15 protein-coding genes are annotated in these 18,901 nt (G+C 63.8%); 5 read left to right on the forward strand and 10 right to left on the reverse strand.

The genetic code is table 11. From position 1 onward, the window contains the following. Nucleotides 1-107 precede the first annotated feature (107 nt). The 3 genes from AC1VXC_RS08680 to AC1VXC_RS08690 form a co-directional block, all read right to left on the reverse strand. Nucleotides 108-2,081, reverse strand: a complete 1,974-nt coding sequence (locus tag AC1VXC_RS08680) for a hypothetical protein (RefSeq protein WP_481538708.1) — start codon at nt 2,079-2,081, stop codon at nt 108-110. Nucleotides 2,082-2,397: 316 nt separating this feature from the next. Further along, on the reverse strand, nt 2,398-4,047 hold the full coding sequence (locus AC1VXC_RS08685) for a M28 family metallopeptidase (protein WP_481538707.1): 1,650 nt from the start codon (nt 4,045-4,047) through the stop codon (nt 2,398-2,400). Between the two features lie 143 nt (nt 4,048-4,190). Next, nucleotides 4,191-7,100, reverse strand: a complete 2,910-nt coding sequence (locus AC1VXC_RS08690; RefSeq protein WP_482995029.1) for a TonB-dependent receptor — start codon at nt 7,098-7,100, stop codon at nt 4,191-4,193. Nucleotides 7,101-7,113: 13 nt separating this feature from the next. Between AC1VXC_RS08690 and AC1VXC_RS08695 the strand changes: the two genes are divergently transcribed. Beyond that, nucleotides 7,114-7,335, forward strand: coding sequence for a hypothetical protein (locus AC1VXC_RS08695; RefSeq protein ID WP_482995030.1), 222 nt, complete (start codon nt 7,114-7,116; stop codon nt 7,333-7,335). Nucleotides 7,336-7,552: 217 nt separating this feature from the next. Here AC1VXC_RS08695 and AC1VXC_RS08700 read toward each other — a convergent pair whose 3' ends face one another. The 5 genes from AC1VXC_RS08700 to AC1VXC_RS08720 form a co-directional block, all read right to left on the reverse strand. Then, nucleotides 7,553-8,800, reverse strand: a complete 1,248-nt coding sequence (locus AC1VXC_RS08700; RefSeq protein ID WP_481527791.1) for an RNA polymerase sigma factor — start codon at nt 8,798-8,800, stop codon at nt 7,553-7,555. A 167-nt stretch (nt 8,801-8,967) separates the two neighbouring features. Beyond that, on the reverse strand, nt 8,968-9,324 hold the full coding sequence (locus AC1VXC_RS08705; protein WP_481538705.1) for a DUF1428 domain-containing protein: 357 nt from the start codon (nt 9,322-9,324) through the stop codon (nt 8,968-8,970). A gap of 13 nt (nt 9,325-9,337) precedes the next feature. Beyond that, nucleotides 9,338-9,745: a VOC family protein gene (locus AC1VXC_RS08710; protein ID WP_313173983.1), complete on the reverse strand. Its 408-nt coding sequence runs from the start codon at nt 9,743-9,745 to the stop codon at nt 9,338-9,340. 3 nt (nt 9,746-9,748) lie between these two features. Further along, nucleotides 9,749-10,186 (reverse strand): VOC family protein, encoded by a 438-nt coding sequence (locus AC1VXC_RS08715; RefSeq protein ID WP_313173984.1) that lies wholly within the window; start codon nt 10,184-10,186, stop codon nt 9,749-9,751. A gap of 30 nt (nt 10,187-10,216) precedes the next feature. Then, nucleotides 10,217-10,648: a YciI family protein gene (locus tag AC1VXC_RS08720; RefSeq protein WP_313173985.1), complete on the reverse strand. Its 432-nt coding sequence runs from the start codon at nt 10,646-10,648 to the stop codon at nt 10,217-10,219. Nucleotides 10,649-10,812: 164 nt separating this feature from the next. Between AC1VXC_RS08720 and AC1VXC_RS08725 the strand changes: the two genes are divergently transcribed. After that, nucleotides 10,813-11,187, forward strand: a complete 375-nt coding sequence (locus tag AC1VXC_RS08725) for a YciI family protein (RefSeq protein WP_481538710.1) — start codon at nt 10,813-10,815, stop codon at nt 11,185-11,187. 389 nt (nt 11,188-11,576) lie between these two features. Continuing rightward, a complete protein-coding gene (locus tag AC1VXC_RS08730) occupies nt 11,577-14,603 on the forward strand; it encodes a TonB-dependent receptor (protein WP_481538704.1) in 3,027 nt (1,008 codons plus the stop codon). 82 nt (nt 14,604-14,685) lie between these two features. On the opposite strand, the gene AC1VXC_RS08735 is transcribed toward AC1VXC_RS08730, so the two are convergent. Beyond that, a complete protein-coding gene (locus AC1VXC_RS08735) occupies nt 14,686-16,767 on the reverse strand; it encodes a gluconolaconase (protein WP_482995031.1) in 2,082 nt (693 codons plus the stop codon). Nucleotides 16,768-16,854: 87 nt separating this feature from the next. Here AC1VXC_RS08735 and AC1VXC_RS08740 point away from each other — a divergent pair, with 87 nt between their 5' ends. After that, nucleotides 16,855-17,322, forward strand: a complete 468-nt coding sequence (locus tag AC1VXC_RS08740; protein ID WP_481538702.1) for a hypothetical protein — start codon at nt 16,855-16,857, stop codon at nt 17,320-17,322. Between the two features lie 159 nt (nt 17,323-17,481). Here AC1VXC_RS08740 and AC1VXC_RS08745 read toward each other — a convergent pair whose 3' ends face one another. Continuing rightward, entirely contained in the window at nt 17,482-18,255 is a 774-nt protein-coding gene (locus AC1VXC_RS08745; RefSeq protein ID WP_313173989.1) for a lytic transglycosylase domain-containing protein, read from the reverse strand. Nucleotides 18,256-18,376: 121 nt separating this feature from the next. On the opposite strand from AC1VXC_RS08745, the gene AC1VXC_RS08750 reads away from it, so the two are divergent. Then, nucleotides 18,377-18,685, forward strand: a complete 309-nt coding sequence (locus AC1VXC_RS08750) for an ASCH domain-containing protein (protein WP_313494652.1) — start codon at nt 18,377-18,379, stop codon at nt 18,683-18,685. Nucleotides 18,686-18,901 lie beyond the last annotated feature (216 nt).

Here is an 18,901-nt window from a genome sequence, read left to right on the forward strand (position 1 = left end):
CCGAGCATGGCTCGGCACTACATGGATCTATCGGTAGAGCCCCTGCCGAGCATGGCTCGGCACTACATGGATCTATCGGTAGAGCCCCTGCCGAGCATGGCTCGGCACTACCTGGACCGCCATTCGCCGGGCAGCGCCCAGCGCGCCACGCCATCGCCGCACAGGCCGATCAACGCATCACCCTGCGGTGCCCAATGCAGCTGGCGCAGGTCCCAGCAGGCAGAGCCGCTGGGATTCAACGCCAGCGACTGCCCCGACTCGAGATTCCACACCGCCAGCACCGGGGTGCCGCCATCGTTGCCGCCAAGGGCCAGCAGGCGACCGTCGGCGGAGGCGGTTGCCACATTCAATGCGTTCAGCCCAGGCAACGCCAACGAATACCGCGGCTTGCCGCTGGCCAGATCAAGCACATGCATGCCCGGATCGCGCCGGTTTCCTTCCATCAGCACGAAGCCGACCGCAACCCATCCGCCTTTGGCCGAGCCCAGCGGCGCTGGCACCCACTGCGCCATGCCGGCGTCATCGTTGCCGTCCACCTTGCCGAAGCGGCGCGGCAAGGCCAGCACGCGCTTGACCCGCCCGGTGGTGCCATCCAGCTCGGTCAAGCCTGCCGGGTCCTCGATCCAGAAACCCTGCCCCGGTCCGTCCCAGCGCACCGGCTTGACCAGCGCGTTGCCCGGATAGCCGCCAACCACGCCTTGCCGGGGCGCATCGAAGCGCGGCGCATAGATCCACGGCTCGCCATCGGCCGAAGCCATCGCCTGCGGCTGCAGTACACGCAGCACATCGCGGATCGCACCGCCACCGTCCAGGGCATGGTCGTACGGCACCGGCCTGCCCTGCATGTCATGCGTCCATTTCCAGCCGCCGCTGATCGGTTGACGTACACCGGCCGCCCAACGCAGCGGATGCGCCAGCGCACGCTGCTGGTCCAGGCTGTACTCCACGATCTGTTGCTGTATCGCCAGCCAGGCGGTGCGACCCTGCGGGTCCACGCTCAAGCCGGCGCGACCCGCATCGGCGCTGGCCTGCCACAGGCGCTGCGGCTTGTCGCCCATTCCCGGCGCCCAACGCCACAAGGCCTCGGGATAACTGCTGAGCAACAGTACGCTGCCATCGGCCAATGGCCGCATGTCGTAGTAGTCGCCACTGCCGAAGGGCAGCAGACGTTGCGCTGCGGTCGCGTCCTTGTTGCCGCCCGGTGCCGTCAAGGTCGGTTCGACGATGCGGGCGTCTGCCTGCGCCGGCAGCTGCCAATCACTGGCGCCGACCCCGATCTGCAGGGCTGCACCGGGCAGCGTACGCACGGCGTCGTACACCGGCGTGAACACCGCCTCCGGCACGCGACGGCGGCTCAGACGTGGCGAGGGCCCACCGCCCATCACATTGAACTCGCGCAGCTGGTCGACGATGCCACCGTTCGGATTTGGCCAGTCGTCGGTTCGGCTCAAGCTGATTGCCGTGGCCGGTTTGCCCAGCGCTTCGTCGACCTGCATCACCCGCACTTCGATCGTGCTTTTGGCGCGCCCGAGCACACCGTGCTTCTGCTCGGCACTGGCCTGCCAGCTGGCGAAGCTGCCCTGCAGTTCGGCCAGCTTGTCGCTCATCGCATCGACCGTGGCATCGCGCTGCAGGCGCTGCTCGCGCAGCGGCAGTTCCTCGGCCAGCAGGGCGCCCTGCTCCACCGCCGCTTGCAACGCAGGCATGCGGTAGCGACGGATGAACTTGGCCTTCAATTCCGGGCGGCGCGCGATCAGCACATTGCCCCAGCCGTGATCCATGTAGGCCACGCGGGTGCGCTGTACTGGCGCATTGAATTTGCCCAGTGGTGCCAGGCTGGCCTGCACCACCGGCAGCACCTGATCGAACGGTAAAGCGACCAGCAACTCAACCTGCGGCAGCGAGCGTTGGTTCTTTGCCAGCAGGGGCGCCTGCAAGGCCGAGGGCAGGCCTTTCTCTGTCTCCTGCTGGGATGTTGGCAGCATTTGCCAGTTGGTCGGCAAGGGCACAGCGTTCGCCCACAACGGTGAGGTCATGCCCGCCAAGCACAGGATTGCGCGGCAAGCGCGGGTCTTTGTCATGGGTCGTCCTTGATGGTGCTGTGAGAGGATTCTGAGGGGCAGCAGGTATCTGTGGGCCCCCGGCCCTCACCCCAACCCCTCTCCCGGTGGGAGAGGGGCTTGTAGTGCCGAGCCATGCTCGGCAGAGGCATTACCGATGACGCCCGAAGGCACGGCAGCGCTGCGCAGAAGCTGCCCTCACCCCACCCCCCGCTCCGCGCCCCGGCCCTTGCGCTGGCGCAAGGGCGTTCGATGAGCAGCGAACCTGTGGTTTGCACCCTGCACCTCTCACCCCGCGAGCGGGAGAGGGGCTTCAAAGCCTTCAAGCCTTCAAGCCTTACTTGCGCTCTGCCGCACTCGCGTCACGCGTCGCGCGGAAACTCTCTTCCGGGCTCCAGTTCGGCCAGTCACGTGAGTTGGCCAGCTTCTCGCCCAAGGTATAGAGCACTTCCAGGTCGCGCGCGGCGCCGGCGAAGGTCCAATCGGCCTGCCATTCGTCACCCTGCTGGTGATAGCGCTTGGCGGTGTACTCGTCGGAGGCCTTCTTGCCAGCGGCGACGCCGCCGTCGATCCAGTCCTGCCCCGCGCCATACGACAGCGCCGGCACGCCGCGCTTGGCGAACGGGAAGTGATCGGAGCGGAAGAACAGGCCGGCTTCCGGCTTGGTATCCGGGGTGTAGCGGATGTCCCAACCCTTGGCCACGTCCTTGAGCTGGTCCAGCAGCTCCACCTTGGCCGAGCCATAGATGCCGAAATCACGCGACGGGCTGTACGGCGACATGCCGTCCATGTTGATCACCGCCACTGTCTTGGCCAGCGGATACAGCGGATTGCTGGCGTAGTACTCCGAGCCCAGCAAGCCCTTTTCCTCGGCGGTCACCGCCAGGAACACCACCGAGCGCTGCGGCTTGGGCTGGGTGGCAAACCCACGCGCCAGCTCAACCAGCGCAGCGGTGCCGGAAGCATTGTCCATTGCGCCGTTGAAGATGCGGTCGCCGCGTGCATCCGGCTCACCCACGCCGATGTGGTCCCAATGGCCGGAATAGATGATGGTCTCGTCCGGATGGGTACTGCCTTCCAGGCGCGCGACCACGTTGTGCGAGGTGATCACCTCGGTCTTGACCTGGTAGTTGGCCGAGAAGGTTTCGCCCTTCAGCTCTACCGGCTGGAAATCGCGCGACTGCGCCTGCTTCTTCAGCGTTTCGAAATCCATCCCGGCGCGCTTGAACAGCTCCACCGCCAGGTCGCGCTGGATCCAGCCTTCCAGCGCCGGGTGCGCCTCGGCCGGGTTCTGCCGGACCACGTCGAACATCGTGTTGGTATTGGAGCCGGCCACCGTCGCCCAACCATAGGAGGCCGGTGCGGTCTCATGGACGATCAGCACGCCGGCGGCGCCCTGGCGCGCGCCCTCTTCGTACTTGTAGGTCCAGCGCCCGTAATAGGTCATGCCCTTGCCGTCGAAGTCACCGCTACCGGTCTCGAAATCCGGGTCGTTGATCAGCACCACGGCGATCTTGCCCTTCAGGTCCACGCCCTTGAAGTCGTCCCAGTTGCGCTCCGGCGCCTTGACGCCATAGCCCAGGAACACCAGCGGTGCATTGCTGATATCCACCGCGCTGGCACCGTTCATGGCCGCGCGCACGGCGATCTCCTGGCCCTGGGTCAGGGTCTGTGGCTTGCCCTGGCTGCTCAGCGACAACGCCGGCTTGCCAACGATGTCGCCCTTGAGCAGCGGCACCGCCTGGGTCCACAGGCGCTGGCCGTCCTTCAGGTCGCCGCCGGGCTGCATGCCGGCAGCGGCGAACTGCCTGCTCAGGAACGCGATGGTCTTGTCCTCGCCTGCGGTCGCTGGCGAACGGCCTTCATAGGCGTCGGAGGACAGCTCCTTGACGTCGGCCGAGATGCGGGCGCCGTCGAACTTGGGCGGGGCGGCCATCAAGGCGGTGGACACGGACATCGCCAACAGGCTGATCACGACTCGTTTCACGCGGTACTCCAGTGATAAGGCAACTCCCGGAGTGTAGCCAGCTGCGCGCGTCCGTGTGCAGTGCCCTGTTGCAGGGTTGACAGCAGACACAGCCCGGGCGTCTCACGGAACCCGGACCGCTGTCCTTCCACCTGCCGATCGGCTTACCAGTCGTAGGCCAGGCTCATCGTCACATAACGGGGCGTGGCGAATCGCAAGGGCAGGTTGTAGGTGTTGCTGACGGTTGCGATCTCTCCTTCGCTTGCGCCATCAATTGCGGTGGGTTTGCGCTGGTTGAACAGATTGAATACATCCAGCGACACCGCCAGCTTGCCATCGGCGAACGCCGGCCTGTAGCGGACCCCCATATCCAGGCGACTGGTCCAGGGCGTGTACCGCTGGCCCGGCGGAGACGCCTTGCCAAAGCAGGTGTGGTAGAAGGAACCGCCGTAGCCCACCGGATCGGTTTCATTCACCGCCGGGTCCCCGCCCTGGTCATTGAGGAACCCCCAGCAGGTGATCGGCATGCCCGACTGCATGCTCACATTGGCGCTGACCATCCATTCCGGTGTGATGGCATAACTGCCACGCGCCTTGATCTGGTGCCGACGGTCATTGGGCAGATACCCCATCGAGTGGAACATGAAAGCAGGCCCATCCCAGTTCACGCTGGTCGATACGCCATTGTCATGCGATGCCGAACCCTGGCCGGAATCCGAGTTCGCCGGCCCTTCCATGTTGCCTTCGCTCTTGCTCAGGGTGTAATCGATGCGAGCCTCCCATTTGCCGTTGAACGGATGTTCCAGGAACAAGTCGATCGCCTTGTAGGTGCGCTTCATCGGCACCGTCCAGCCCCAGTCCTGTGGCGTCATGCGGAACGAGGTGTAACCATTGCCGTCCTTGTTGGCGAAGCGGAATGTGTTGCTGTCACCCACGTTGACAATGAAGCAGCCACCATCGAGTCCCTCCGAACCGGGAATGGCGACCGTCGATGCGTCAATACCCATCTTCTCCAGTTTGGCTGCCATGGCGGCCGAATCACAGGTATCGTCCATCGCCGACTTGAGGTCACGGTAAGTGGCCTTTGCGCCATAGCTCCAGTTTTCGTTCAAGCGGGCCTGGAAGCCGACGATGAATTCATCCTGGTAGGAGGACTTCAAGTCAGTGGGCGCAAAGCTGCCGGCATCTTTCGGCTGGCCGGTTTCGTGGTTGGAGGACACCGGTCCGGCGGCTGCAGTGCCAGCCAGATTCAGGATAGGCTCCAGCCCGGTTGGCACGCCATTGGCGTCGATGCCGGTATAGGTGAAGTACTCGCTGGTGAAGGTTGAGGACGAAGCGCCGCGAACTGCGACTGCCTGCGGCAATGCCAGGTAGTAACGGCCCGCGTTGCCGAACAGCTTGAAGGAGGCATCACCGAAGACGTCCCAGCTGAAGCCCAGCCTCGGCGCCCATTGATCACCGGTATCCACATACGCTGCACCGGTGTTGTTCTTGTTGGTGAACTGGTCGTTGCGAATGCCCAGCGACAGCAGCAGATTGTCGGTTACCTGCCATTTGTCCTCCAGATACCAGCCCTTCTGCTCCAGCGACATGCTGGTGGAATTGCTGTAGATGTATTTGCGGACGAAGTAGCGGGAGCCCGGTGCACCAACGTCCAGCGCCGCGTTCACCGCCCGATCCGGCGCATTGGTGCTGTGGTAGATCCAGCGATCGATCAACATGTCGACACCTTCGTTCTTGGCCTCGAACTTCTGGTTGTCGATGCCGCCGGTCAAGGTGTGCCTGCCCAACACCCACTCCAGCTCCAGGCGCAGGCCGTCGCCATAGTCGTCCGCGCCCGGCGTACCATTGCTGGCCGCCTGCGGATTGGTGATGCCGCTGGCCGGCGTACCGGCCGGCCAGTACGCCGGATCCTGCAGACTGGCGCTGGAGACATGATCGAAGCCGGTGAGCGTTGGCACGCTGCTGTAGCGCAACCGCGAATGACCGTACATCGCGTTGAGGGTGAGCGTATCGGTGAGATAGCCGGTGTACTTGATGATGGAAAACTCGTTGTTCTCCTTCACCTCGTTCGGACTGGAGCCATTGCCTTCGCCTTCCACGTCTTCGGCGAAGTCGTACGCGTAGTAGTCTCCCTGGTAGCGCTTGCGCTGCGCCATGTAGGTCAGTTCCAGCAGGTTGCTGTCGTTGATGTTCCAGTTCAACTTCGCGTAGAGCTTGGGATTCTTGGTGGTGTCGTGCAGGCTCTGCGGGACCCCCAGGACAGTCGGATATGCCTTGGTTTCGGTTCGCTCCTGCTCCAGCGATACAAAGCCGAACAGCCGATCCCTGAGCAAAGGACCGCTGACATAGGCACTATAGGTTTCGCCCCAGCTTTCATTCCTGTCACCACGGCTGAACAGGCGTCCAACCAGGGTGTCGTCCTGGTACGCATATCCCTCGGGCAGCGCATCATTGGGCAGGTGCCGGTCCGGTGTACCTGCACGCAAGCCCCTTGGCGTCCAAGTGACCTGCGCGCCAAAGTGGAAGTCATTGCTGCCGCTCTTGCCAATCTGGTTGAGCACGCCACCATCGGATCGGCCGTACTTCGCGCTGTAGCCACCGGTATAGGTTTCCTGCTGCTCGATCGAGCCGTAAGGCAGCGTGTAGCCCCCCACGTTGGTCATTGGATTGCCGGTAAAGAACCCGTTGATGTAGTACGCGTTCTCGGCGACGCTGGCGCCTCCCAGGGAGACGGCGCTACCAAAGAAGACCGGGTTTCCCGCAACCGCACCCGGGGCCAACAAGGCAATGGATTCCGCCGTGCGCGCCAGCGGCAAACGCTGTATTTCCTGCGCCGTCATCACGGTATTGGTCGACACCGAGCGCACATCGATGCTGTCGGCCGCCGATGCAGTGACATTGATCGTCCCCAGGGTCGTCGCCCCGGTATCGGCAAAGGAAACGTTGCTGTTCCCGCCTACCGTCACCACGACATCGCGACGCCCTTCGCCCACCTCCACGGTATAGGGGCCCACCGGCAAGCTGCTGAGGGTGTACCGTCCCTTGTCATCGGCAATCACACTGCGACTCAAGCCACTATTGCTGGTGATCGTGACCCGCGCGCCGGCTGGCACCGAACCCGATATTGCACCGGTCGTACTTTGTGCGTGTACCGCACCAACAATGCAGATGCCCAGCGCCGCCGTCAGCGTACGTTTGGCGATCCTGTTGCAGACCCTTTCCATTTTCATCCTGCACCCCATGAATAAAGTGAAGCAAGCCAGCCGTGTTGCAAGGCCAACACTTTTTGAAGCACAGGAAATATAGGTTGCACACCGGCATCGCCAATCAACATAAGTTGAGGCTTTTCCGCACACCAAGCTGGATACAGTTCGACGCACGCCACGCCCTTGCGCGTGGCGCGCCCTGCTGAATATTCTGTTGGGCTGGCAGCAATACGCGCGGACACAGCCCGCGGTGCAGCAGGAAAACAGCCGCATGAAACTGCGACATGTCGCGGCTCTGGCGCTGTCGGCAGTCCGCGCTAAAGTCGTTCCGCCCGTTGCAACAATGCACTGCGCTCGCGCAGGTTGGATGTCATCGCTGCTGCCTGTTGAAAGGCGTCCTTGGCCTCGCGCAGCTGTCCGCGCTGCGCAAGCAATTCACCACGCACGGCCTGCAACGGTGCATAGGCGCGCAGCTGTGGATCATCGATGAGTTGCTGCAACAGCGGCCATGCCGCGGCCACGCCCTGGGCCTGTGCCACCGCGACCACGCGATTGAGTTCCACCACCGGCGAGGGCATCACCTCCACCAAGCGCGCATAACAGGCAGCGATGGCCTGCCAATCGGTCTGCACGGCCTGACGCGCACGCGCGTGACAGGCGGCGATGGCAGCCTGCAACACATAGGCGTCATTGCCACCACCCAGTGCCAGCGCGTGATCCAGCAGCGCCTGGCCGCGTGCGATCTGCAACCAATCCCAACGGCTGCGGTCCTGCTCCAGCAGCAATACGGCCGAACCATCGGCGGCGGTCCGCGCTCGCAGGCGCGAGGCCTGGAGCTCCATCAGCGCCAGCAGGCCGAGCACAGGCACCGTATCGGGCATCAACCCGGCCAACACGCGGCACAAGCGCAACGCCTCTTCGCAGAGCGCCGGTCGCATCCAGTCTTCACCGCTACTGGCCGCGTAGCCCTCGTTGAAAACCAGATAGACCACATCCAGCACCGACTGCAAGCGTGCGGACAGTTCCTGCAGGCGCGGCACTTCGAACGGCACCTTGCGTTCGGCCAACAGCCGCTTGGCGCGGACGATGCGCTGGGCGATGGTGGGTTCTGGAACCAGATAAGCACGGGCGATCTCGGTGGTGCTCAAGCCACAGAGCAGGCGCAGGGTCAGCGCGACCCGCGCATCGGCAGGCAATTCGGGATGGCAGGCGACGAACACCAGCCGCAGCAGGTCATCACCGATGTCGTCCAGATGGTCGGACGGGTCCGCGCCCATGCTGTAGTCCTGCTGTTCGTCGATGATCTGCGCCTGCCGCTGCGCATGCAGGCGCCGTTGCCGCAGCCGATCGATGGCCCGCCGCTGCGCGGTGGCCATCAGCCAGGCGGCAGGATTGTCCGGAATTCCCTGTTTTGGCCAATGTTCCAGGGCCGCAACCAGCGCGTCCTGGGCCAGTTCCTCGGCGCTGTCGAGGTCACCCAGCATGCGCGCAAGGCGTGCAACCAGGCGCGGCGATTCCATGCGCCAAAGGGTGTCCAGCAGTCGTTGCAGGTGTGGATCGGTCATAGGGCGTGATCACAGCATCGCGGTGCGATTGCTGCAAGCAAGCAGCGCACATGCAGGACCGGCGGTAGTGCCGAGCCATGCTCGGCAGGGGCCTGCTCCAGTGATGCGAAAAGCCAACCCCTCCCCAGCCCTCCCCTCCACCTCCGGCGCAAGGGAGGGAGGCAGCCTCACAACTGCACGAACGGCGTGAATCCGCCCCAGAACATGCGCTTGCCATCGAACGGCATGTCCTTCGGCCCCATGCCGGCCAAACGTGGATCGGCCATCGCCTTGGCATTGACCTTGTCGCGATGCGCGCGCGAGCGGAACACCACGTAGGCGAATACCACCACCTCATCCTCCTTCAACTTCACCGCCTGCGGAAACGAGTTGCGCTTGCCCGGCTTCACATCCTCCGCCACCGCTTCGACGTAAGCGAGGGCGCCATGCTCTTTCCACACCTTGCCAGCCTTGCGCGCCATGCGCTTGTAGTCGTCCAGCCTGGCGCTGGGTACCGGCAATACATATCCGTCCACGTAAGCCATGTTCGTCTCCTGGTTATTGGCCCGGCTCGCCATCCATATGGGCGATTTCCCACAGGTGGCCATCAAGATCGGCGAAGCCGCGCTGGTACATGAAACCGTAGTCACGGGCCGGCATCGGCTCGCTGGCGCCGGCGGCCAAGGCCTTGTCCACCAGTTCATCAACCGCGGGCCTGCTGGCCGCAGACAGGCAGGTGATCACCTCGGTCTGCTTGCGTGCGTCGCTCAGCGGTTTGGTGGTGAACGTCTTGAAGAACGGCTCCACCAGCAACATCACGAAGATGCTGTCGCTGATCACCATGCAGGCGGCGTTGTCATCGCTGAATTGCGGGTTGAAGCTGTAGCCCAGCGCGTCGAAGAACGTCCTCGACGCCTGCAGGTCGCGCACCGGGAGATTGACGAAGATCATCTGCGGATTGCTCATGCCTCAACCCTCCGCCGGCATCGGCTTCATGCAGTTGACCATCCACGGCTTGCCGTAGCGGTCCAGCAACATGCCCCAACGGTGTGCCCAGAAGGTTTCCGCCAGCGCCATCTGCACCTGCCCACCTTCGGCCAGGGCCGCGAACACGCGCTCGGCTTCCTCGATGCTGTCCACGTCGACATTGATGGTGGTGGCGCTGGCACCGGCACCTTGCGGGCCATCGGCGGCCATCAGCGTTGCCCCGCCAGCCTCGACCTGGCAATGCGCGATCTGCTCCGGTTGCGGCATGAACCCACCACAGCCTTCCGCATCCATGTCCGGACTCGGCGGCATGTCGCCGTACTTCATTTCCGACACCACCGTGCCCCCCAGGGCCTTGGCGTAGAACGCCATCGCCTCGTGGGTCTGGCCATTGAAGCCCAAAAACGGAATCAATTTCATCGTCCTGCTCCTGCTGCTTGGGGTTGGATTTCAGTTGTTGCGTTCGATCTGTTCGCGTAGACGCTGCTCCTGCGCCTGCAATTCCGGAGTGAAGGCCTCACCGAAATCTTCAGGTTCGAAGAACGGCCGGATCTCCACTTCCACCGCGCTGCCGTTGGAGGGGGTGAACGGCGCGCGCTTGAGCCACTCCACCGCTTCCTCCAGCGAGCGCACCTGCCACAGCCAGAAGCCGGCCACCAGTTCGCGGGTTTCGGCGAAAGGCCCATCGATGACGCTGCGGCCCTCGGCCGCGAAACGCACCCGCGCCGCATGCGAGGTAGGCTTCAAACCGTCGCCGGCCAGCATGATGCCGGCCTTGACCAGTTCTTCATTGAAGGCCCCCATCGCCGCAATCTCGGCCTGCGTGGGCATGACCCCGGCTTCGGTCTCGGGAGTCGCTTTCACCAGCACCATCACTTTCATCGCCTTGCTCCGTTGCAGGCCGCATGCCCGCTTCACAACAGGTACGACGAAGCACGGCCATCAACCTCGACACGCGCGCGTCGCCTTTTTATGAATCAGTTCATGCGGCAATGCAGCAGGCGTGATGCGACATGATGCGCATCCATGTGCGTGAGACCGGCCCCATGAAGTTCATGTTGTTGATCTATATCGACCCACACCTGCTGCAGACGTTGCCTGCCAGCGAGTACGACACCTTGATGCGCGGCTGCCTCCGCCATGCCGACGCGCTCCAGGCCGCAGGCACGCTGGTGATGTCACAACGCCTGCAGCCACCGACCAGCGCACGGACCCTGCGTCGCCGCGACGAGCTCACCAGGATCATCGATGGCCCGTTCGCCGAAACACGCGAGATTCTCGCCGGCTTCAACCTGATCGAAGCCGCCGATGCCGATGAGGCGATGCGCATCGCCCAGCAGTTTCCCTGGGCGGCTTACGGCAGCATCGAAGTGCGCCCGGTGGATGACCTGGACGCAGAGCGGGTGCGACTCGGAGCCTAGCCTCCCCCCTCCCAGCAGGCAGCCACGCAGGCCTGCGCAGTCGACTGCGGGGGGCCGGGCACCGCCTGCAGCTCCAATCCCATCACCCACAACACCTGTGACCGCGCGCTGGGAGCCGACGCCTGCGTCGGCTTTTTCTTGGCCTGAAACAAAACAAGACGGTAGCGTACGGAGCCTGCGAACAAGTGAGAGCCTTGAAAATGAATGAGGACAAAATCTCACGCAGCTGAATTTTAGATAACAATTTCAACGACTTAATTTTGGTTTCAGCTGATATTGTAAAACCGTTAGCAGTGAAATTAATATTTCGTTCAGCTGTAATGAAACCTACATTTCACTGCAGCGCGGTTGCAACAACAGTCTGCATATCAATGAACCAAGGAAATTTGATGACCCGCAGCTCCCAAGTCACCCGGCTCAAGCGCACCGCGCTGGCTATCGTCCTCACCTCGGTCATCGGCGCCGCCGCTGCCCAGAGCACCACCGGCTCCCTGTTCGGCAACGCCCCGTCGGCCGCCGGCGCCACGATCACCGTCCAGAACGAATCCGGCCTCAAGCGCAGTGTCACGGTTGACACCAACGGCCGCTACAACCTCGGCTCGCTGCCGGTCGGCAAGTACTCCATCCGCCTTGAGCGCGATGGCCAGGTCATCGACAAGCGCGAGAACGTGCTGCTGCGCGTCGGTGCCGGTACCGAGGTCTCGTTCGGCGGCGAAGGTGCCACCACGTTGGATGCGGTGACGGTCACCGCCGCCAGCATGCCGAAGATCGACGTCAGCAATACGGTCTCCAAGTCCGTCATCACGTCCGAACAGCTGGACGTGCTGCCACTGGGTCGCTCGGCCGAAGCCATCGCCCTGCTCGCCCCGGGCGTGGTGAGCGGCAGTGGCTTCTTTACCAATGGTTCGCGCTCGGTACTGTCGTTCGGTGGTTCCAGCGTCACCGAGAACGCGTACTACCTCAACGGCTTCAACACCTCCAACCCGCTGAGCAACATCGGTGGCGTCAGCCTGCCGTACGGCTCCATCGACCAGCAGGAAACCTATACCGGCGGCTACAGCGCGCGTTACGGCCGTTCCACCGGCGGCGTGATCAACCAGCTCGGCAAGCGCGGCACCAACGAGTGGCATTTCGGCTTCCAGACCACCTGGGCACCGGATTCGCTCGCCGCCTCGCCGCGTGACATCTGGTATCCGAACAACACGCTGGGCCCGGGCTACCGCTACTCCAGCGCGAAGCTCCCGGGCACGCTCTACCGCTACCGCAACAACGACACCGCCACCCGTACGACGGTCAGTGGCTATGTCAGCGGTCCGCTGATCGAAGATCGCCTGTTCGTGCACCTGGCCGCCGAGACGGACAAGAAGGACGGCGTCTCCACCAACAGCGCCGCCTCCGCCGCCCAGGCCCGCAACAACTACACCATCGATACGCCGAAGTTCTACGGCAAGATCGACTGGAACATCACCGACGATCACACCCTGGAATACACCCGTATCCAGAACACCGACCGCACCAGCGGCTACTACACCGCCTTCGACTATGAAACCCTGAAGGAAGGCGGGCGTACCGGTTCGTTCTCCGACACGACCAAGATCAAGGACGACTACGACATCTTCAAGTACACCGGCTACCTGACCGATGACTTGACCCTGAGCGCCGTCTGGGGCCGCAGCACGCAGAGCAACCTGCAGTACAACCCCGGCGAATCGGACAACCCGTACCTGAGCGGCGTGAGCCTGCAGGATCCGAAGATCACCGGCGGCAAGCCGATCCGCAACGACCAGGCCAGCCGCGACACCAAGGCCGACAACGCAGGCAGCACCACCCGTGGTCTGCGCGTAGATCTGGAATACCGTCTGGGCGATCACCAGCTGCGTGCCGGTATCGACAACATGTACTACAGCGCGAAGAACGAAGGCCAGGAAATCACCGGCCCCGGCTATGCGTGGTATTACTCCAGCATCGACCCGAACAAGTCGCCGAGCCCGGGTTTCAACATCACCCCGCCGGGCGGTGATGGCTACTTTGCCTACAAGTACGTCTTCGCCACCACCACCAGCATGTCGGTCGAGCAGAAGGCCTACTTCATTGAAGACAACTGGCAGGTCACCCCGAACCTGTTGCTGAGCATTGGCGTGCGCAACGACAAGTTCACCAACTTCAACAGTGCGGCCGTTGCCTACGTGAAGAGCGGCGACCAGTGGGCCCCGCGTCTGGGCGCCAGCTGGGACGTGTTCGGTGATTCCTCGCTGAAGGTGTTCGCCAACCTGGGCCGTTACTACCTGGCCCTGCCGAACAGTGTGGCCATCCGTGGTGCCTCGGCTTCCACCTTCACCCGCGAGTACTTCACCTATACCGGCATCGATGCCAATGGCGTTCCGACCGGCCTGACCGCGCTGGGCCCGGGCCCGGTTTCCTCCAACGGCGAGTACGGCCTGACCCCGGACCCGGCTGGCGTCGCGCCGACCGATCTGAAGTCGCAGTACCAGGATGAACTGATCCTTGGTTTTGAAAAGACCCTCGGCCAGTCCTGGAACACCGGCGCCAAGGTCACCTACCGTCGCCTGCAGACCGCGATCGACGACATCTGCGACCCGGACCTGATGGAAGCCAAGCTCCAGTCGATGAATGTCGACACCAGTGGCCTCCAGATCCCGGGCTGCGTGATCTTCAACCCGGGCAAGACCAATACCTTCCTGGCCAAGCATGTGGATGGCTCGGGCTATACCTCCTTCACCATGAATGGTCAGGACTGGGGTTACGGCAGCACCAAGGCCAAGCGTGACTATGTTGCAGTCGATCTGTTCCTTGAGCACCCGATGACCGACAAGTGGTACGGCCGCGTGGATTACACCTGGTCGCGCAACTTCGGCAATACCGAAGGCCAGGTGAAGTCGGATATCGGCCAGGATGACGTGTCCAAGACCCAGGATTGGGACGCAGCCGCACTGATGGAGTACGCCGGTGGCTACATGGCCAACGATCGTCGCCACCAGCTGAAGGGCTTCGGTGCATACCAGTTCAACGACGAATGGACCGCATCGGCCACCCTGCGCATCATGTCGGGCATGCCCAAGACCTGTCTGGGCTTCTACGGCACCGACCACAGCGAGCCGGTTGCCGGCTATGGCGCTTCGTACCACTACTGCGATGGCAAGCCGTCGCGCCCGGGTGATGCAGGCCGTCAGCCGTGGACCAAGCAGCTGGATCTGGGTGTGATCTACCGTCCGTCCTTCGCTGATCACAAGCTGGCCCTGGGCCTGGATGTGTTCAACGTGCTGAACGAACTGAAGCAGGTCCAGTCCGATGCCCGTTTCGAGGCCAACCCGTACACCGTATCCAACACCTACGGCATGGGCACCTACTACACCGCGCCGCGTTCGGTGCGCCTGACCGCGTCCTACGACTTCTGATCAGGTGCTGAGCAACAACGCAATCTCTCTTGAATGATGTACTTGAAACCCCGGCCCAGCGCCGGGGTTTTTTTATGCACGGCTAGAACACGCGCAACGGAAGCTCGCGCCCCGCGACAGCTTCATTGCCGCTGAAATCCCGGGCGCTGACGCGGATGGTGTAGTCGCCGGGCGCGAGCACGGCGGGATCCAGCGCGCCCCCAGCCAACAAACCGTCACGCACCGTATTGGTCAGCACATAGCGGAAGCGGGTGCTGCTGCTGCCATGCACGGTGATGCCGCTATCGGCGGCGTAGGCCAGCTTCACCGCCTCACGCTGCGGCGGCATGCGATTGAAGATGATGTTGGTGCGCGGCTGTTCGTAACCGGCCAGGGCGCGACCGTCGGCACCAAGTATCTGGAAGCCCAGGCTGTACAAGCCAAGCCGGCGCCGCGGCAGGTTGTTGTCGACCTGGTCCCAGGCTTCCACCACCAGTTGCAGGCCGCCAGCATCGCGTGACACGCGCAGACGCCCATTTACCTTCTCGCTCAGGCGCTGGTTGTTGCTGTCGAGCAGGGCGATGTCGTCGATCTTCGGTGCGATATGGTCGGCATAGTTGGAGAAGCCCAGCCGCACCGCGTTGCGCTCATAGCCCGATGGCCCCACCGCGAGATGCACATGTGCCTGGTTGTTGATGCTGCCCAACGCATCGCCGGGTTGGAAACGGGTGCCGCGACGTACCCGCACCCTGTCCAGCTTGCCGCTGTCGTCATAGACCAGCTGCATGCGGGCAGGGTCCAGCGCGCGATTGCCGGCATCGCGGCCGACCTTCATGTGGATGTAGTCGAGCTTGTCCAGCGACAGGCCTTCGGCCTGGCCGCCCAAGGTCCAGGTGGAGGCCGGGCTGCTGACCTTGGCGCTGGCGATGGCCAGCACGATCTGGCCAACGTCGCCGCGCACATCAAAACCACTGTGCAGGTGGTGTCGGCTCTCGCCACTGAAGTTGCCGCGCACCTCGCCCAGGGTGCCGGTGACTTCGTGCCAGCCCCGCTGCGGCGCCAGCGGCCAGCGGCCCTGGTTGCCAGGCAAGGGATTGTCCGGCGACGGCCCGAGTTGCGGCGGTACGTCCGTGGTTGTCGCAGTCCGCGGCAGCAGATGATGGAGGCGATAGGCGTCGGCATCACTCAGCAACAAGCTGCCATCGGGCGCCAGCACCAATCCGGCCGGGCGTGCGAAGCGCTGTGCATCGCTACCCGCCACGGCAACGAGGTGGCCCTGCGCTGACAGCTGCACCACGCGACCACTCAAACGCTCCCCCACATAGACCACGTCATCATGGGTGATGGCCAAGGCCATTGGCCCCCACAGCACACGATCGCCATTGGGAATGCCAATGCGGGTGCTGACCATGCCGGCAGGGCTGACCGTACGCAGCGCGTTGTTCTGCAGATCGGCAACCCAGAGGTTGCCGTGGCTGTCGAACTTGAGGTCAGTGGGCGTATCGAAGCGCGCCAGCGCCCCCTGCCCGTCCTCCCAACCCGGCAGGGCGCCGCCGGCCAGGGTGCTGACCGTGCCATCGGCAGCGATGACACGGATGCGGTCATTCCAGGTATCGGCGACATAGACACGACCGTCCGCGCCTACCGCAACACCCATCGGTCCATTGAAACGTGCCTGCGCGCCGCTGCCGTCCGCGAAGCCTGGCGTACCGTCACCGGCCAGGGTAGTGACCTGGCCTTGCGTGGTGATCCTGCGGATGGCGTGGTTACCGGTATCGGCCACGTACAGATTGCCCTGCGCATCCAGGGCGATGCCCGATGGAGTATTGAATCTGGCCGCGCTGCCCTGCCCATCGGCGAAGCCTTCCATGCCACCGGCCAGCACCTGGAAGGCGCCGTCCAGGCCGCGATACAGGATGCGGTTGTTGTCACCGGCATCGGCGACGAACAGCACACCGCCCCCCATCGCCAGCCCCCAGGGATCACTGAAACGGGTTTGTGCGGCCTTGCCGGCACTGTTGCCAGCCACGCCGTCGCCGCCCAGCAAGGCGATCTGCGCCTGCCACCCCAGTGGCGTCGGCGGCGCAGCAGCCGGTGCGGGCGCTTGCGGCGCCCACAGGAAACTGGCGCCCAGCGCGGCACCGGTAACGGCGATGACGGCAATCACCCAATGTTTGCGATCCATGTACACCCAACCAACTGCGGACCCGGCACGATAGACGCTCGCGGCCCGCGGCGAAACCGCCGAAAGCCCTGCATGGTGGAGAAACGTATGCATCTGTATCTGCAAGAAGAACTGATCCGCCTGCGTGCCGGGCATAGCACCGACATCAGCCTGCCACTGTCGCTGTCATCGCTGCTGGACGCGGGCCTGCGCCAGTTTCCGCCTTCCGGGTCGGCCATGGAGCAGGCCATTGCCAGCACCGAGGACGCCCTGATGCCGTGGATTCCGGCGCTGCGCCAGGAGACGTTGGAGGTATTGGAGTGCGCCGATGCGGTGTTGGCACCGTTGTCAGGGGTGCTGGGCTATCCGCAGCAGGCAGTGCTTGAGCTGGATATCGAGGAAATCGAACGCGCATTCCAGCAACTGGCACAGGTAGCGGCGGGGATGCCGGCAAAGAGCCAAGGCATTCCGGAACGGGAAGATTTTGTCGCCGCGCTGGTGGTGGTGCGGGAGCTTATGCACCACGTTGGCTGGCAGCAGCTGCGTTTGCCTGGGCCAGAGGCCGGGCTTGATTGAGGCAGGGGCGATAAAGCCAGGGCAAGGGCACCCCCTCCCCAGCCCTCCCCTTGCCTGCGGCAAAGGGAGGGGGCGAAAGCTGACGCCGTGCGCTGTTCCGTCTCTTGCGCAGCACGGGAGGACTGGGGAGAAGTAGGCTGGTTCAACCCACCTAGCCAACTACAGCGCCGGCCGCTCCGGCCCGGTGCCCATCGCTTCGCGGTAGCGGCTGTACAGGGCCAGCACCTTGTCCACGTACTGCCGCGTCTCCGCATAGGGCGGTACGCCGCCGTAGCGCGCGACCACGCCGATACCTGCGTTGTAGGCCGCCGCCGCCAGCGTGCGGTCGCCGTTGTAACGGCGCAGCAGGGACTTCATATAGCGTGCGCCGCCGTTGATCGACTGCGCCGGTGACAGCGGATCGCTCACCCCGTACTCGCTGGCGGTTTCTGGCATCAGCTGCATCACGCCCTGCGCGCCCTTGGGCGACACCGCTTTTTCATCGAAGGCGCTTTCGGCATGTGCGACGGCCCGCAACCAGGCGTCATCCACGCCGGTTGCCTTGGCGGCGGCGCGGAACTGCGGCGCATGCCGATTCAACTGCGGCGTGCCGACCCTGCCCAGGCCCGCGTGCGCGGGCTCACCCGGCGGCGTGGCCACGGTGAAGCGCAGGTAGGGCGTGGACCCGGGCAGGTTGCGGGTGGAGTAGACCTTGCTGCCGTCCTGCTCACGCTCGTACAGGGTGCCGCTGAACACGCCGAAGTTGCCCCACAGGTTGGGGGTCTGCACAGCGTTGTCATCGATCACGATGGCCTTGCAGCTGGAGCCGGGTTCCGGTGCGGTGGCCATGCTGACAGTGCCCTTCTGCACACAGCGGTACACCGTGCGCGCCTGCAACGGCGCACACAGCCCGTACAACAGCAGCAACAGCGCAAGAGCAGCCGCGCGTGGCATGGCCGGATCCGGTCAGAAGAAGGGTGATGATGCTGAGCCTGCCTGCTTGAACGGCAGGTGATGAAAAATGCGCCAATCGCGCCCAGAATGAATGGACGCTTTCCCACCCTGCCCCACGCCCATGACCGCGCCCCTGCTAGGCTTCGACAACCCCCGTTTCCATACCGGTCGCAACACCAGCGTACGGCGCGGAGCGCGCTGGCATGGGGTGGCGCAGGCCTGCATCGCACTGGCGGACGGCCGCCAGCTGGGACCGCTGGCACTGCAGACCGAACTGCGCGGTTTTGATGCACTGGAGGAAGCGGATCTGCGCGATGAGCATGACCCGGCTTGTCGCACCCCTGCTGGCCTGTTGCGGGTGATGCAGCAGCTCTACCCCGGGTTCCGCAGCGATGAGCTCGTGACCTTGGTGCATTTCTGGGTGGAGTGAGCGCGGCAAGCGGCATGCCTGCGGCCGCTTTGGCTTTGGCTCTTGCTCTGGCGTTGGCTGTGGCTTTGGCTTTGGCGCTGGCCATTCCCTTCACCCGTTCACGGGAGAAGGTGGTGCGAAGCACCGGATGAGGGCAGCTTTTGCTTCTGCCCCTGACAAAGCGGGCAACCCTTCAACAGCTGCGCAGCCCTGAAACTGCATAGCAATACTTGAGAA

Source organism: Stenotrophomonas sp. STEN033 (assembly GCF_056856655.1).